The sequence below is a fragment of the Kitasatospora sp. NPDC043949 genome, assembly GCF_056435365.1.
On sequence record NZ_JBWKEQ010000014.1, the window covers coordinates 96,793 to 110,741 of the forward strand.

Annotated in this window: 13 protein-coding genes; 7 read left to right on the forward strand and 6 right to left on the reverse strand. The window is 75.2% G+C overall.

Annotated elements, in window-relative coordinates; all coding sequences use genetic code 11:
* The first annotated feature begins 99 nt into the window (after positions 1-99).
* The 4 genes from AC07AL_RS14365 (at position 100) to AC07AL_RS14380 (ending at position 4,746) form a co-directional block, all read left to right on the forward strand.
* On the forward strand, positions 100-1,365 hold the full coding sequence (locus AC07AL_RS14365) for an MFS transporter (protein ID WP_478317575.1): 1,266 nt from the start codon (positions 100-102) through the stop codon (positions 1,363-1,365).
* 190 nt (positions 1,366-1,555) lie between these two features.
* The gene (locus tag AC07AL_RS14370) at positions 1,556-2,290 is read left to right on the forward strand and encodes a Mut7-C RNAse domain-containing protein (RefSeq protein ID WP_363588460.1); all 735 of its coding nucleotides are present in this window, start codon (positions 1,556-1,558) and stop codon (positions 2,288-2,290) included.
* A 150-nt stretch (positions 2,291-2,440) separates the two neighbouring features.
* A complete protein-coding gene (locus tag AC07AL_RS14375) occupies positions 2,441-2,866 on the forward strand; it encodes a cupin domain-containing protein (protein WP_363588458.1) in 426 nt (141 codons plus the stop codon).
* Positions 2,863-4,746, forward strand: coding sequence for a CocE/NonD family hydrolase (locus AC07AL_RS14380; protein WP_478317576.1), 1,884 nt, complete (start codon positions 2,863-2,865; stop codon positions 4,744-4,746). The genes AC07AL_RS14375 and AC07AL_RS14380 overlap by 4 nt, the downstream gene beginning before the upstream one ends.
* Positions 4,747-4,803: 57 nt before the next feature.
* Here AC07AL_RS14380 and AC07AL_RS14385 read toward each other — a convergent pair whose 3' ends face one another.
* The 4 genes from AC07AL_RS14385 to AC07AL_RS14400 all read right to left on the reverse strand — a co-directional run bounded on the left by AC07AL_RS14385 (position 4,804) and on the right by AC07AL_RS14400 (position 8,646).
* A complete protein-coding gene (locus AC07AL_RS14385) occupies positions 4,804-6,021 on the reverse strand; it encodes a cytochrome P450 (protein ID WP_478317577.1) in 1,218 nt (405 codons plus the stop codon).
* 93 nt (positions 6,022-6,114) lie between these two features.
* The gene (locus tag AC07AL_RS14390; protein WP_363589620.1) at positions 6,115-7,482 is read right to left on the reverse strand and encodes an NAD(P)/FAD-dependent oxidoreductase; all 1,368 of its coding nucleotides are present in this window, start codon (positions 7,480-7,482) and stop codon (positions 6,115-6,117) included.
* Positions 7,472-7,681 carry a ferredoxin gene (locus AC07AL_RS14395; RefSeq protein ID WP_363589618.1) on the reverse strand — a complete coding sequence of 70 codons (210 nt, stop codon included), beginning with the start codon at positions 7,679-7,681 and terminating at the stop codon, positions 7,472-7,474. Before AC07AL_RS14395 ends, AC07AL_RS14390 begins: the two co-directional genes overlap by 11 nt.
* 146 nt (positions 7,682-7,827) lie before the next feature.
* Positions 7,828-8,646 (reverse strand): hypothetical protein, encoded by an 819-nt coding sequence (locus AC07AL_RS14400; protein WP_363589616.1) that lies wholly within the window; start codon positions 8,644-8,646, stop codon positions 7,828-7,830.
* 107 nt (positions 8,647-8,753) lie between these two features.
* Between AC07AL_RS14400 and AC07AL_RS14405 the strand changes: the two genes are divergently transcribed.
* Positions 8,754-9,254, forward strand: a complete 501-nt coding sequence (locus tag AC07AL_RS14405; protein ID WP_400985079.1) for an inorganic diphosphatase — start codon at positions 8,754-8,756, stop codon at positions 9,252-9,254.
* A 50-nt stretch (positions 9,255-9,304) separates the two neighbouring features.
* On the opposite strand, the gene AC07AL_RS14410 is transcribed toward AC07AL_RS14405, so the two are convergent.
* Positions 9,305-10,564, reverse strand: a complete 1,260-nt coding sequence (locus AC07AL_RS14410) for a pyroglutamyl-peptidase I (protein ID WP_363589612.1) — start codon at positions 10,562-10,564, stop codon at positions 9,305-9,307.
* A 207-nt stretch (positions 10,565-10,771) separates the two neighbouring features.
* Between AC07AL_RS14410 and AC07AL_RS14415 the strand changes: the two genes are divergently transcribed.
* Positions 10,772-11,839, forward strand: a complete 1,068-nt coding sequence (locus AC07AL_RS14415; RefSeq protein ID WP_400985077.1) for a TerD family protein — start codon at positions 10,772-10,774, stop codon at positions 11,837-11,839.
* A gap of 100 nt (positions 11,840-11,939) precedes the next feature.
* Here AC07AL_RS14415 and AC07AL_RS14420 read toward each other — a convergent pair whose 3' ends face one another.
* Complete coding sequence (locus tag AC07AL_RS14420; protein ID WP_363589099.1) at positions 11,940-12,611, reverse strand: TetR/AcrR family transcriptional regulator; 672 nt, start codon at positions 12,609-12,611, stop codon at positions 11,940-11,942.
* Between the two features lie 135 nt (positions 12,612-12,746).
* Between AC07AL_RS14420 and AC07AL_RS14425 the strand changes: the two genes are divergently transcribed.
* Positions 12,747-13,784 (forward strand): aldo/keto reductase, encoded by a 1,038-nt coding sequence (locus AC07AL_RS14425; RefSeq protein WP_363589133.1) that lies wholly within the window; start codon positions 12,747-12,749, stop codon positions 13,782-13,784.
* Positions 13,785-13,949 lie beyond the last annotated feature (165 nt).

The window sequence follows — 13,949 nt, forward strand, 5'->3', positions numbered from 1 at the left end:
GCGATCACTGGACCTTACCGCCGGTCCGCCTCCTGCCTAGGCTGGGCCGCGAACCGTTGCGAACACCCGGCCCGCGCGCCGCCCCCAGCCAGGAGACCCGTGTCGACCAGCAGCGCCCCGGCGCCCGCCCTCATCCCGCCCCCGGGGCCCCAACGGACCCTCGCCGCAGCCCAGTTGGCCAGCTCCGTCGGCGACGGCGCCTACTACACCTGCTCCGCGCTCTACTTCACCCACGTCGTCGGCATGTCGGCGACCGCCCTCGGTGCCGGCCTCGCCGTGGCCTGGGCGCTCGGCGCGCTGGCGGGCGTCCCGCTCGGCGCCCTCGCCGACCGCCGCGGCCCGCGCCGGACGGCCGTGGCGCTCGCCCTGGCCACGGCGGTGGTGGTCGCCGCCTTCCTGGTGGTCCGCTCCTACGGGCCGTTCCTGGTCGCGGTCTGCCTCTACGCCACGACGCAGTCCGGGCTCACCGCCGCCCGGCAGGCGCTGGTCGCCACCCTGGTGCCGCCCGCCCAGCGCACCGGGCTGCTCGCCCACCTCCAGTCGACCCTCAACGGGGGGCTGGCCGTCGGCGCCGCCATCGGCGGCATCGCGCTCACCGTCGGCACCCGGGCCGCGTTCCTCGGCGCCTTCGTGGTGACGGCGCTCGGCTTCCTGGCCGGTGCGCTGATCCTGCTGCGGCTGCCCGAAGCCCCGCCCGCCCCGGCCCGGTCGGGCGCCGGGCCCCGGCTGGCCGTCCTGCGCGACCGCCGGTACGCCGCCGTCGCGCTGGTCAACACCGTGCTGCTGCTGCGGATGCCGCTGCTCAGCCTGGTCATCCCGCTCTGGATCGCCGACCGGGCGCCCGGGATCGGCTGGCTCGGTTCGGCCCTGTTCGTCCTCAACACCCTGGCCGTGCTGGCCTTCCAGGTCCGGGCGGCGCGCGGCGTCACCGGCCTGGGCCCGGCCGCACGGGCCGTCCGCTCGGCCGGGCTGGTGCTGCTCGCCTCCTGCGCGGTGTTCGGCCTGTCGGCCCTGGACGTCCCGGTGTGGGCGGTCGCCGCGCTGCTGGTGGCGGCCTCCGTCCTCCAGGTGATCGGCGAGATGCGGCAGTCGGCGGGCTCCTGGCAGATCAGCTTCGACCTCGCCCCGCCCGAGCGGATCGGCCAGTACCAGGGCTTCTTCGGCACCGGCGTGGCCGTCGCCCGCACCCTCGGGCCGCTGCTGCTGACCACCCTGCTGCTGGACGGCGGGCTCGCGGGCTGGCTCGTCCTGGGCGGCCTCTTCCTGGCGGCCGGGTACGCGATGGGGCCGGTCGTCCGCTGGGCCGAGCGGGACCGCGACCGGGGCCGCCCGGCGCCGGTCACCTCCGCTGTCGCAGTCCCGTAGCGGCCCCCGCACCGGCTTTCCCCGCCGGCCCGGCGCCCTCCTCGACGCCCCTGCGCGCCGCCCCGAACCGGCTGCTCAGCCCCGGTCGGGGCCCGCGCCGGCCGCCGCCGCCGCGAGCCCGCCCGAGAATGCTCCGACGGCTGACCGGAAACCGGTGGCCCGGGCCGCCGCCCGCTGGCATGCTGGCCGCGTGGACCGACCCCAGATCTGGCTCGACTTCGCCCCCGAGCTGCACCTCTTCGTCTCCGGGCCCCGGCGGGCCGGCCGCTCGGCGCTGCGCACCGACGGCACCTCGACGCTCGGCCATGTCGTCGAGTCCCTGGGCGTCCCGCTCACCGAGGTCGGCACCCTGCTGGTGGACGGCCGGCCGGTGCCCGGGTCGCACGTGCCGGTCGACGAGGAACACGTCACCGTCCGGGCCGTGGACCGGCCGCAGCCCTCGCCCGCCCCGCCGCGCTTCCTGCTGGACGTCCACCTCGGCACCCTCACCCGCCGACTGCGCCTGCTCGGCGTCGACGCCGCCTACGAGAACCCGGACATCGGCGACGCCGCGCTCGCTGCCCGCTCCGCCGCCGAGCAGCGCGTCCTGCTCTCGCGCGACCGGGGGCTGCTGCGCCGCCGCGAACTGTGGGCCGGCGCCTACGTCTACAGCCACCGCCCCAACGAGCAGCTGCGCGACGTGCTCTCCCGCTTCGCGCCCCCGCTCGATCCGTGGAGTCGCTGCACCACCTGCAACGGCACGCTGCGCGAGGCCGACAAGACCTCGGTGCGCGAGCAGCTGCGGGACGGCACCGAGCGCTCCTACGACGTCTTCGCCCAGTGCGTCGACTGCGGCCAGGCCTACTGGCGCGGCGCCCACCACGCCCGGCTGGACGCGATCGTCACCGACGCCCTCCGCGAGTTCGGCACGTCCGCCGGCGGCTGAGACCGGCGCGGGGCCACCGTCGGACCGGCGCGGGACCGGCGCGTCGAACTACGGGACATCTCAGGGTGGCGGCCGGGCGCCGAGGCGTGTTCTCATCGGCGGTGGGGGGCGGGACCAAGGTACTCCGTGACGTGAGAGAGGCCGGGTCGGATGAGCAGTCAGCCAGTGCAGCAACCGTTCCAGACAGCGGACGTCGGTGACGTCCAGGTGGTGACCGCACCGGACGGGGCCGCGGTGTTCCCGCTGCTGGTCCTGGACGGACAGGGGAGCCTCGCGGTGTTCGAGCTCGCCCCCGGGCAGGTGTCGCACGCGGTGTCGCACGCCACCGTGCAGGAGCTGTGGCAGGTCGTCGAGGGCGCCGGGGAGCTGTGGCGCCGCCAGGGCGGGCGGGAGGAGACCGTCCGGCTCGTGCCCGGGACGGCGGCCTCGATCCCGCTCGGTACGGCGTTCCAGTTCCGGGCCGACGAGGACGCCGACCGGCCGCTGCGGATCGCCGCCGTCACCATGCCGCCCTGGCCCGGCACCGACACCGAGGCCAGGCCCGAGGACGGCCCCTGGAAGGCGACCTCCCGGTGAGCCGGGCAGGGGGGATCCCGCGCCGCCCGCTGGCGGCGCTGGTCGCGGCCGCGGCCGTGCTCGGACTCGCCGTGGCGCCCGCCGCGGCCGCCCCGGCCGCCGAGCCGCACCTCCAGTCGCGCTACGTGACGATGCCCGACGGCGTCCGCCTCGCCGTCGACGTCTGGCTGCCCGAGGGCACCAGGGACGGTGCGAACCTGCCCACCGTCCTGGTCACCCAGCGCTACTGGCGGGCCCGGGTCTACCCCGGCGCACCCGGCAACGGCGGCCGCAGCAGCGACGCCGACGGCTGGAACGCCCGTGGCTACGCCTACGTGGTCGCCGACCTGCGCGGCACCGGCGCCTCCTTCGGCACCCTGAGCTCCGAACTCGGCGCCGACACCGTCGCCGACAGCGGCCCGCTCAGCGACTGGATCGCCGCCCAGCCCTGGTCCAACGGCCGGGTCGGCACCACCGGCGTCTCCTACGGCGGCGACACCGCGATGCTCGCCACCGCCCTCGGCAACCACCACATCACCGCCGCAGCCCCGATCTCCTACGACTTCGACCCGTACGAGGACCTGGTGCGCCCCGGCGGCCTGCTCATCGAGCCCCGGATCGCCCCGTACGCGCTGCTGCTGCGCATCCTCGACCAGGCCGGCGGCACCACCTGCGACACCGACGAGCAGACCTGGCAGGTCTGCGCGGCCACCGGCCTGACCGGGGCCGTGCCCCGGCCGGTCGACGGCCCGGACGGACCGGCCCTGCTCGCCGCCGCGCGCGCCGAGCACACGGGCAACGCCAACCTGGTCGACATGGCCGAGGCCGGCGTGTACCGCGACTACCAGGACGGCCCGAAGAGCTGGACGGTCGGCAGCGTCGGCGAGAAGGCCGACGCCGTCGAGGCCGGCGGCGTCCCCGTGCTCACCGACGCCGGCTGGCTCGACGCGGGCACCGCCAACGGCGTGCTCTCCCAGTTCACCGGCCTCTCCAACACCCAGGACGCCTGGATCGGCCCGTGGAGCCACGGCCAGGGCTACCTCGCCGACCCCTTCCAGCCCGCCCGCCACCTCACCGACCAGGAACGCGCCCAGATCGCCCAGCGGACGTTCGACTTCTTCGACCGCTACGTACGGGCCGACGGCCGCCCCGACGGCACCCGGCACCTGCACTACTACACCTTCAACGAGGGCGTCTGGCGCACCACCACCCGCTGGCCGCTGCCCGGCACCCGCCCGCAGCGGCTCTACCTCGGCGAGGACACCACGCTCAGCCGCCGACGGCCCGATCCGGACGACCGCCCCGGCGCCGACCTGCTGCGCCTCGACCCCACCGCCGGCACCGGCCCGCTGGACCGCTGGAACACCAACCTCACCGGCAACCAGGTCAGTTACCCCGACCGGGCCGCCGTGGACGCCAAGCTCCTCAGCTACACCACCCCGCCGCTGACCGACGACACCCGGGTGACCGGCAACGGCCGCGTCACGCTCGACGTCACCGGCCTCGACGGCACCGCCCAGGGCGCCCTGCACGTCTACCTGGAGGACGTCGCCCCCGACGGCCGGGTCACCTACCTGACCGAGGGCCAACTCGCCCTCGCCGACCGGGCCGTGTCCGACCGGGACGACAACCCCGACTGGCGCCGGCTGCGCACGCCCCGCAGCTACGCGGCCACCGACGCGGCGCCCTTCCCGCAGGGCCGGGCCCGTCGGGTCACCATCGACCTGCAACCCGTCGCGGTGCTCTTCCGGGCCGGCGAGCGGATCCGGCTCACGGTCGCCGCCGCCAACCCGGACTCCTTCCAACTGCTCCCGGCCGACGGCCGGGCGAGCTACCGGATCGGGCACGGCGGAGCCGACCCGTCCTTCCTGGAGCTGCCGGTGGTGCGCGGCACCCCGTAGCGCCGCCGAACGTGCCCGGGCCCGGGAGGCGGCATCGGCCTCCCGGGCCCGGGCTGCTCAGTCCCTGACGCCGGACAGCGCGAGCGGCAGGTGCCGGGGCCCGCGCAGGACGGGGCTGCGCCGGTACTCGGGCGGGTCCTGGAGCAGCCGGGGGCCGTCCAGGCGGTGGATGAGCGCGGTGAGCGCGAGCTGCGCCTCGACCCTGGCGAGCGGTGCGCCGAAGCAGCTGTGCACGCCGCTGCCGAAGCCGAGGTGCTGGTTGTCCTGGCGGTTCGGGTCGAAGCGGTCGGGCTCCTGGAACCGCAGAGGGTCCCGGTTGGCGGCGGCGAGCACCAGGATCAGCGGCGCGCCCTTGGGGACGGTGACCCCGGCGACGTCGATGTCGGTGAGCGCGGTGCGCTGCGGCAACAGCTGGACCGGGGGTTCGTAGCGCAGCAGTTCCTCCACCGCGCGCGGCATCAACTCCGGCTTGTCGCGCAGCAGTTCCAGGCTTTCCGGCTGGCGCAGCAGGGTGAGCACGCCGTTGGTGATCAGGTTGACGGTCGTCTCGTGCCCGGCGATGAGCAGTAGGACCGCGGTGGCCATCAGCTCCGTCTGGGTGAAGCCGCCCGACGGGCCGGGGTCGTTGACGAAGGCGGAGAGCATGTCGTCGGACGGCTTGCCCCGGCGGCTCTCGGCGAGTTCGCCGAGGTACAGCCCCATCTCCATCCGGGCCTGCGTGGCCGCGCGCTGGCGCTCGGTCGGATCGCTGTCGGGAGTGGGGTCGAAGCCCGCGATCAGCGTCTCGGACCAGGCGTGGAACCGCGGCTCGTCCTCGCGCGGCACGCCGAGCAGCCGGCAGATGACGGTGACCGGCAGCGGGTAGGCGAAGTCCTCGACCAGGTCGATCCGGTCGCGGCCCCGGAGCCCGTCGACCAGTTCCCCGGTGATCCGCGCGATCTCGTCGTGCATGGCGTCGACCCGGTCGGGCGCGTGGGGCGGGCCGAAGGGCCGCATGGCGATGTTGCGCAGCCGTTCGTGCTCGGGGTCGTCCCGGCCGATGAAGGCGACCGGGACGCTGCCCTGCATCTCGTCCGGGACGGTGCGGTTGCGGCGGTCCGAGCTGATCCGCGGGTCGTGCAGCAGCGCGGCGACCTCGTGGTAGGTGCCGACCAGGTAGCTGCCGTCGTCCTGGCGGGCCACGCCGTGGTCGCGGAGCTCGGCGTACAGGGGGTAGGGGTCGGCGCGGTTGGCGTAGTCGGTGATCCGGCGGAACAGGGTGTCGGCGGCGGCCATGCGCGGTGGCTCCTCGGGGGTGGCGGCGGTAGTGGTCCTCGACGGGCGGCGGGGCCCGGTGGGCGTGCGCCCGTCGAGCGGTGGCGGGTGGGCTCAGCCGCCCCAGCGCCGCAGGGTCAGCCGCCGGTCGGGCAGGTGGCCGGTGAGGGCGACGGTCGGGCCGTGCGAGAGCACCTTCGGGTCGGGTACGTCGGAGGGGACCGGGATGCGGGAGGCGGGCGGCTCCACGCCGTCCCAGTCGGGCGGGAACGGCGCGGCGGCTTCGATCAGCCGCTGGTAGTGCTCCAGCCACTTGGCCCGGTTCACGCTGACGGCGGCCGTGATCCGGCCCCGGTACCCGTAGACCGCGACGAGCCGGCGCTCCTCGACCGAGCCCTGGGCGAGGACCACGTGGTCGGAGAAGGTGGGCACGCCGACGGACTTGATGTTGAGCCCGAACTGGCTGGACCAGAAGGAGGGGACGCTCAGGTGCGGCCGCCGTTGCGGCCCCGGGCTGACCATGTTGTGCGCCGCCACCTCGGCCTGCGCGACCGCGTTGCCCCAGTGTTCGAGGGAGAGCAGCTGGTACTCGAAGAGGGGGTGCGGGAAGCGGGCGACGTCGCCCGCGACGAAGACGTCGTCGGTGACGATCCCGTACATGTTGAAGGCGCGGCAGCCCGCGTCGCAGGCCACCCCGCGCGGACCGGCGGCGAGCCCCGACTCGGCCAGCCATTCGGTGTTGCGGACGGCGCCCAGGGCGACCACGGCAACGTCCGCCTCGATCCGGGTGCCGTCGGAGAGCTCGGCGCCGGTGAGCCGGCCCGCTCGGCCGGTCAGCGCGGAGACGGTCACCCCGCAGCGCAGGTCGACGCCGTGGGCGAGCTGGACCTTGGCCGCGAGGGCGCCGAAGGCCCCGCCGAGGGCCCCGACCAGCGGGGCGGGGCCGCGCTCGGCGACGGTCACCGCCAGGCCGCGCTCCCGGCAGGCGGAGGCGATCTCGGAGCCGGTGAACCCGGCGCCGATCACCAGCACCCGCTTCGGGCCGGCGTCCAGCCGCTCGGCCAGGCCGGCCGCGTCCTCGGCGGTGCGCAGGGTGAACACCCCGTCGAGTGCGGCCTGCTCGGCCTTCGGCCAGGGCCTGGCCCGGGTGCCGGTGGCGATCAGCAGCCGGTCGTAGGGCAGCTGCTCGCCGTTCGCGAGCAGGACCTGCCTGCCGGCCCCGTCCACACCGGTGGCGCGGACGCCGAGCTTCCACTGCGCGTCAACCTTGCGGCGCCGGGGCAGCGCGGTCTCCTCGGCGCGCACCCGCCCGAGCAGCACCTGTTTGGACAGGGGCGGCCGGTCGTACGGGGGAAGGTGTTCCTCGCCGACCACGGTCAGCTGCCCGGCGAAGCCCTCGTCCCGTAGCGTCTCGGCGGCGCGCAGGCCGGCCAGCGAGGCGCCGACGATGACGATCCGGCCGTTCTTGAGGTCATCGGACATCGGACCGGCCCTCCTCCTCGACCACGATGGCCTGCACCGGGCAGGCCGCGACGGCCCGCCGGACGCGGTCACGCTGGTCCTCGGCGGCCTGCGGGGTGTAGAGCAGGGCCTCCTCCCCGTGCAGCTCGAACACTCGGGGAGCGAGGAACGCGCATTGCGCGTAGCCCTGGCAGCGGTTGAGGTCGACGACGATCTTCACGGTCTCTCCTCCCGGGCACGTCTGTGTCTGTCCTACCGCCGCCGGAGCGGCCGCGCGCCCGGTACTGCTCCGTGGGAGCGGTCGCGGAGAGTGGCCGCCGGGGAACGCCGGGGGCCAGGAGAGCAGTTCGCCCGGCCGGACACGGCCTAGTTCGGCGACTCCAGCCCGAGGGCCCAGCGGTGGGTGGTGTAGCCGCCCATCCGGGTCGGGTGGCGCTCCACGAGCGTCACGGTCAGGCCGTCGGCCGTGCGGCGCAGCGTGCCGGTGAACCGGCGCAGGTCGTCGCCGGACAGTGGGAGCAACTCGGCGAGCACGGTGGCGTCGAGGTCGCGCCCGACGGCGCGCAGCACCCCCGCGTCCAGCACCAGGACGGTGCCGTCGGCCAGCACCACCGGCGCGGGGGCCTGCGGGTCGGCGAGCAGCGGGCCGTTCTCGATCCCCCCGCCGGGCAGCAGCCGCACCACCCGGCTCCCGGTCGGCCGGCGGCGGTCGGTCTCGACGACGCGCAGGCCGCCGCCGACCACGTAGTGGCCGTAGCTGCGCCAGGAGTCGACCAGGGTGGCGTCCCGGTCGTAGGCCCAGGTGTCGAAGGCGCCGTAGCCCTCCAGGCCGAGCACGAAGCGGCCGCCGCCCAGGGCCGTGCCGCGCTCGCCGCGCAGTTCGGCGACCAGGGCGCCGTCGTCGAGGTCCAGCAGCAGGGCCGGGCCGAGGTGGCCCCAGGCGGTGTACTCGAAGGAGTCGGTGGTGACCAGCGCCCGGCCGCCGGAGAGGTGGGCTGCGTTTGGGCGCCCCGCGCAGGGGCGGCGCCAGCGGACCAGGCCCTCGGTGTCGACACAGCTGATCTCGCCGTCCCGGCCGTACAGCGCCAGGCCGCCGTGGCGGGCCAGCGGCCCCTGCGGGCGCCCCTGTGGCCGCCCGCCGCTGCGGCGGTGGTGGTCCTGGACGGTGACACGCCAACTCCCCATGATCCGGATGCTAACGGACCCCAGCGGGCCGTGGAGGGCGTTTGCGGAGGGTGCCCGGACGGCCGGGACGGCGGACAATCTCCCCAGGCGCAGAGGAGGAGGCCGCGGTGGAGTTCGAGGTGTTGATCGAGACCCCGCAGGGGTCGCGGAACAAGTACGTGATGGACTTCGCGGCGGGCCGGATCCGCCTCGACCGCACCCTGTTCACCGCCACCCGCTACCCCGCGGACTACGGCTACGTCGAGGGCACCCTCGGCGGCGACGCGGAGCCGCTGGATGCGCTGGTGCTCGGCGGCGAACCGGCCGTGCCGGGGTGCGTGATCACCTGCCGGGCGGTCGGCATGTGGGTGATGCGGGACGAACGCGGGCCGGACCAGAAGGTGCTGTGCGTCCCCGCCCACGACCCGCGCTACGGAGACCTGCGCGACATCGGCGACCTGCGCGAGTTCGACCTGCTGGAGATCACCCACTTCTTCCAGGTCTACAAGGACCTGGAGCGCGGCAAGTTGGTCGAGGGCTCGCACTGGGCGGACCGGGAGGCCGCGTACGCGCAGATCGCCGAGTCCCGGGAGCGCGCGGCGGGGACGCGCTTCGCCCGGCCGGTGTAGGCGTCCCCGCCGCGCGCCCGGGGCTCAAGAACCGGGCGCGGCACCGGGGCTCAGAACCGGGCGTGGCGCAGGATCTCGCGGACCTGGTCGGCGATGGCGGCCTCGTTCTGCTCGAACTCCGGGGCGGTGAGGCGGTCCTGCTGGGCGGGCAGGCCGGTGAGCACGGGGGTGTGCAGGTGGCCGCCGGGGAGGTCGGGGGCGAGGTCGAGGCGCAGGCGGTTGGAGCGGTAGGCGACCTCGTTGGAGAGGTACCCGCCGCCGCCACCGGCGACGGCGCGGGAGCCGGGGGTGGGGCCGTCCGCGCGGTCGACGGGGTCGACGCCGCCCTCGGGGATCTCGGTGACGGTGGTGTTGAGGCGGACGGGGTAGGGCTGCTGGACGGCCGTCATGGCGTCGGTGGGCAGGGTGGTGCGGATGAACTCCGGGCCGTCGTCCAGGCCCGGGGCGGTGACCGGGTGCTGCCGGGTGCCGCCGGAGAGGGTGCCGGTGTTGTCGGTGGCGGGATCGGCGGAGCGGGCCCGCCCGGCCCAGGCCTCCAGGGTGAACAGGCCCGGGTAGCCCTGGCTGATGCTGGTGATCAGGTCGGCGGCCTGCGGGCCGGGGGTGAGGTGCGGGCCGAAGGCGCGCTCGACGACGCCGTCGTCGAAGTCGCCGTAGCGGACCGGCAGCAGGACGGCCCGGACTTCGGCGGGGCTGCCGTCGGCGAGGGTGATCCGCCGTCCGTGCAGTTGCAGCACGGCCGCGCCGGAGGGGTTGGCGCGGCGCGGCTCGGTGTCGAGGCCGTACGGGTCGAAGCCGCTGACGAAGATCCGCCGGACGCCGGGGGCGGCGGTGAAGCCGTCGTCGAGGCCCCGGGAGGCGTCCTCGAAGCGGGCCCGGAGGTCGGCCGGGTCGACGTCGAACCCGGGCTGCCAGCGGGCCAGTTGGACGGTCATCGCGAGCCTGGTCCAGTACAGCGGGCGGTCGTCGCGGGCGGGGAGTTCGCCGCTGGGCCGCCGGCCCTGGGCCCGGTCCACCCCGGCCTGCCAGAGCGCCCGGCCCCAGGCGCCCGCCACCCGTTCCGCCTGCCGGGTGTTCCGGGCGGCGCACAGGGCGGCGGGGAAGCCCCGGAGCAGGTCGCGCAGGCCGGAGCGCTCGGTGAAGGCGGTCGTCCGCTGGTCCTGGAGCCGGGCCTGTTCGGTGTCCACCGCGGCGGTGCCGACGACCTGGCAGGCGGCCGGGCCGGCCTGGGCGGCGGCCGGGGCGAGCAGGGCGGCGAGGGTGCCGGTGAGGGCAGCGGCCAGGGTGGCGGCGCGACGAAGGCGTGTCATGTTGCCTGACAATAGGTCGGGAGCCGACACCCCGCCAGGGCACCCCGCCCGAGCGCCCCGGCCGGCAAGGCCGCGCCGCGGGCCTGTGGCCTGCTGGAACGTCCCGTCCAGTACTGACGGGAAGTCGGGAACCGGCGCGAGCTCTACAGCGTTGTCGTGGTCGAACAGCGGAAACAGCGGTAATTCGAACGGTTGCGGAGGAGTCCCATGAGTGTGGCCCTGACGAAGGGCGGCAACGTCTCCCTGGGCAAGCAGGCCCCCGGGCTGCGGGTCGTACGGGTCGGCCTCGGCTGGACGGCCGGCGCCGGGTACGACCTGGACGCCAGCGCCCTGCTCTGTGACGCCTCCGGGAAGGTCGTCTCGGACCAGCACTTCGTCTTCTTCAACAACCTGCAGAGCCCGGACGGTTCGGTCCGCCACCAGGGCGGCGCCGGTGGCGGCGACGACCAGGAGCGGATCGACGTCCGGCTCGCGGACGTCCCGGCCGGGGTGGAGAAGATCGTCTTCGCGGTCGCGGTCTACGACGCGGTGCAGCGGCGCCAGAGCTTCGGCCAGGTCCGCGGCGCGTACATCCGGCTCACCGACCCGGAGGGCGGCGCCGAGACGGCCCGCTACGACGTGGCGGCCGAGGCGGGCAGCGAGACGGCGATGGTGTTCGGCGAGCTGTACCGGCACGGTGCGGACTGGAAGTTCCGGGCCGTCGGGCAGGGGTACGCGTCGGGGCTCGCGGGCATCGCCGCCGACTTCGGGGTGGACGTCCTGCAACCGGCGCCCGCCGCCCCCGCGCCCGCCGCGCCTCCGCCGGCTCCGGTCGTGCCCGCCACGCCGGCCATGGCGCCCGCCGTGCCTGCCGTGGCGCCCGCTGTCCCGATGACCCAGCCAGGACCAGGGAGTTCCCCCGTGACGTGTTTCTTCGACCCCTCGCACGGCCTCGGCTCGACGGCGGTGCTGTGGTCGCCGCAGTGGGGCGTGCCGCGCCAGATCGAGACCTGCGCCGCCTGCGCCCAGCGGGTGCAGACCACCGTGCCGCCGTTCTACACCCCGCAGCAGGGCTACCCGCAGCCGGTCCAGCAGGGCTATCCGCAGCCGGTCCAGGGCCAGCCCGCTCAGGGCCAGCCGGGCCAGGGCGGGCGTCGCTTCGGCACCGGCGCGCTGATCGGCGCGGGCGCGGCCGGCCTGGTCGGCGGCGCGCTGCTCAACGAGGCGTTCAGCGACGACACGCCCGAGGTGGTTGTGAACAACTACTACGAGGGCGACGACGACAGCTTCTTCTAGGCCGCTCCCCGGGTCGCCCCCGGACCGCCCGCCCTCCCGCCGGCCGCGCAGTTCGACGAACTGCGCGGCCGACGGCTTTCCCGGACGTTCTCGGGCGCCGTCAGACGCTCTCCCGCCGGTGCGCCCCCGCCCGGGCGGCCGCCTCGGCGGCGGCCGCGGCGCGGTCGGCGGCGGCCTCGTCGAGCGGCTCGGCGGTGGTGAGCATCCGGTAGTAGAGCGGCGCGGAGACGGCCCGGACCACCTCGAACGCGTCGGTGTCCGGCGGGAGTTCGCCGCGTTCGACGGCCTCGGCGACGCACGGCGCCCACTCCTCGACCCGGCGCAGGTAGAAGTGCCGCAGCGCCTCGGCGGCGTCAGGGTCGCAGGTGGCGGCGACGATCACCGCACGGAACAGCGCTCCCTGCCGGGGGTCGGCCAGCGTGCGCTGGACCAGCCGGGCGTTGGCCCGCAGGTCCTCGGCGAGGGAGCCGCTGCGGGTGCGCGGCAGTGACTGCTCGGCCATGTCCGCGAGCAGGTCGGCGACCAGCGCGCTGGTGGTGCCCCAGCGCCGGTAGACGGTGGTCCGGCCGACCTCGGCCCGCTGGGCGACGTCGCCGAGGTCGAGCCCGCTGAAGCCGCGCTCGACCAGGGCGTCCTCGGCGGCCCGCAGGACGGCGGTGCGGACCCGGGCGGTGCGGCCGCCGGGGCGCCGCGTCCCGGGCGTGGGGGTCTCCGGCGCGTCCGGAGTGTCCGGTGCGTCCGGTGCGTCCGGCGCGGAGGGCTCGGCAGTCATTAACGGGATTCCTGTTCCATTAGGTCGATGGGCCCTGCTAAGGTCGAACCATCCTAACGGAATGGGAGTCCCGTTAAGGGCTCCGAGGGGAGAACTGCCATGGAAAGCAGCACGACAACCAGCACGGCAACCGCCATGGAATACCGCCGACTCGGCTCGTCCGGCCTCAAGGTCCCCGCGCTCAGCCTCGGCACCGGCACCTTCGGCGGCCGTGGACCGCTGTTCGGCGCCTGGGGCACCACCGACGTCCAGGAGGCCCGCCGCCTGCTCGACATCGCCATCGACGCCGGAGTCACCCTCTTCGACACCGCCGACGTCTACTCCGACGGCGCCTCCGAAGAGGTCCTCGGCCAGGCCATCCGCGGCCGCCGCGACCAGGTGCTCGTCTCCACCAAGGCCGGCCTGCCGACCGGCGACGGCCCGCAGGACGCCGGCACCTCCCGGGCCCGCCTCACCAAGGCCGTGGACGACGCGCTGCGCCGCCTCGGCACCGACTACCTCGACCTCTTCCAACTGCACGCCTACGACGCCGGCACCCCGATCGAGGAGGTACTGGCCACCCTCGACGACCTCGTCCGGGCCGGCAAGCTCCGCTACACCGGCGTCTCCAACTTCTCCGGCTGGCAGCTGATGAAGTCCCTCGCCGTCGCCGAGCGCTACGGCCGCCCCCGCTACGCCGCCCACCAGGTTTACTACTCGCTGGTCGGCCGCGACTACGAGTGGGAGCTGATGCCGCTCGCCCAGGAGGAGGGCGTCGGCGCCCTGGTGTGGAGCCCGCTCGGCTGGGGCCGCCTCACCGGCCGGATCCGGCGCGGCCGGCCGCTCCCGGCCGACAGCCGGCTGCACGACACTGCCGACTACGGCCCGCCGGTCGAGGACGAACTGCTGTATCGGGTGGTCGACGCGCTCGACGGGATCGCCGCCGAGACCGGTCGCACCGTCCCGCAGATCGCCATCAACTGGCTGCTGCGCCGCCCGACCGTCTCCTCGGTCATCATCGGCGCCCGCAACGAGGAGCAGCTGCGGCAGAACCTCGGCGCGGTCGGCTGGTCGCTGACCGACGAGCAGGTCGCCCGGCTCGACGCGGCCAGCGCCCGCACCGCGCCGTACCCGTACTTCCCCTACCGCCGGCAGGAGGCCTTCGCCCGCCTCAACCCGCCGCTCGTGGGCTGAACCGGGTAATCCGCTTGCCGTGCCGCCCGGCCTGCGGCAAGGTCCGCACCATGTCCGAACTGCACGAACCCGAACTGCACGAACCCGAACTGCACGAACCCGAACTGCACGAACCCGAACTGCACGAACCCGAACTGCACGAACCCGAACTGCACGAACCCGAAC

Excerpts from the sequence above, each read along its gene's own strand:
- AC07AL_RS14425 (WP_363589133.1), top strand. The coding sequence starts at position 12,747 with ATGGAATACCGCCGACTCGGCTCGTCCGGCCTCAAGGTCCCCGCGCTC.
- AC07AL_RS14420 (WP_363589099.1), bottom strand. The coding sequence starts at position 12,611 with ATGACTGCCGAGCCCTCCGCGCCGGACGCACCGGACGCACCGGACACT.
- AC07AL_RS14390 (WP_363589620.1), bottom strand. The coding sequence starts at position 7,482 with ATGTCCGATGACCTCAAGAACGGCCGGATCGTCATCGTCGGCGCCTCG.
- AC07AL_RS14385 (WP_478317577.1), bottom strand. The coding sequence starts at position 6,021 with ATGGCCGCCGCCGACACCCTGTTCCGCCGGATCACCGACTACGCCAAC.
- AC07AL_RS14410 (WP_363589612.1), bottom strand. The coding sequence starts at position 10,564 with ATGACACGCCTTCGTCGCGCCGCCACCCTGGCCGCTGCCCTCACCGGC.
- AC07AL_RS14375 (WP_363588458.1), top strand. The coding sequence starts at position 2,441 with ATGAGCAGTCAGCCAGTGCAGCAACCGTTCCAGACAGCGGACGTCGGT.
- AC07AL_RS14400 (WP_363589616.1), bottom strand. The coding sequence starts at position 8,646 with ATGGGGAGTTGGCGTGTCACCGTCCAGGACCACCACCGCCGCAGCGGC.
- AC07AL_RS14415 (WP_400985077.1), top strand. The coding sequence starts at position 10,772 with ATGAGTGTGGCCCTGACGAAGGGCGGCAACGTCTCCCTGGGCAAGCAG.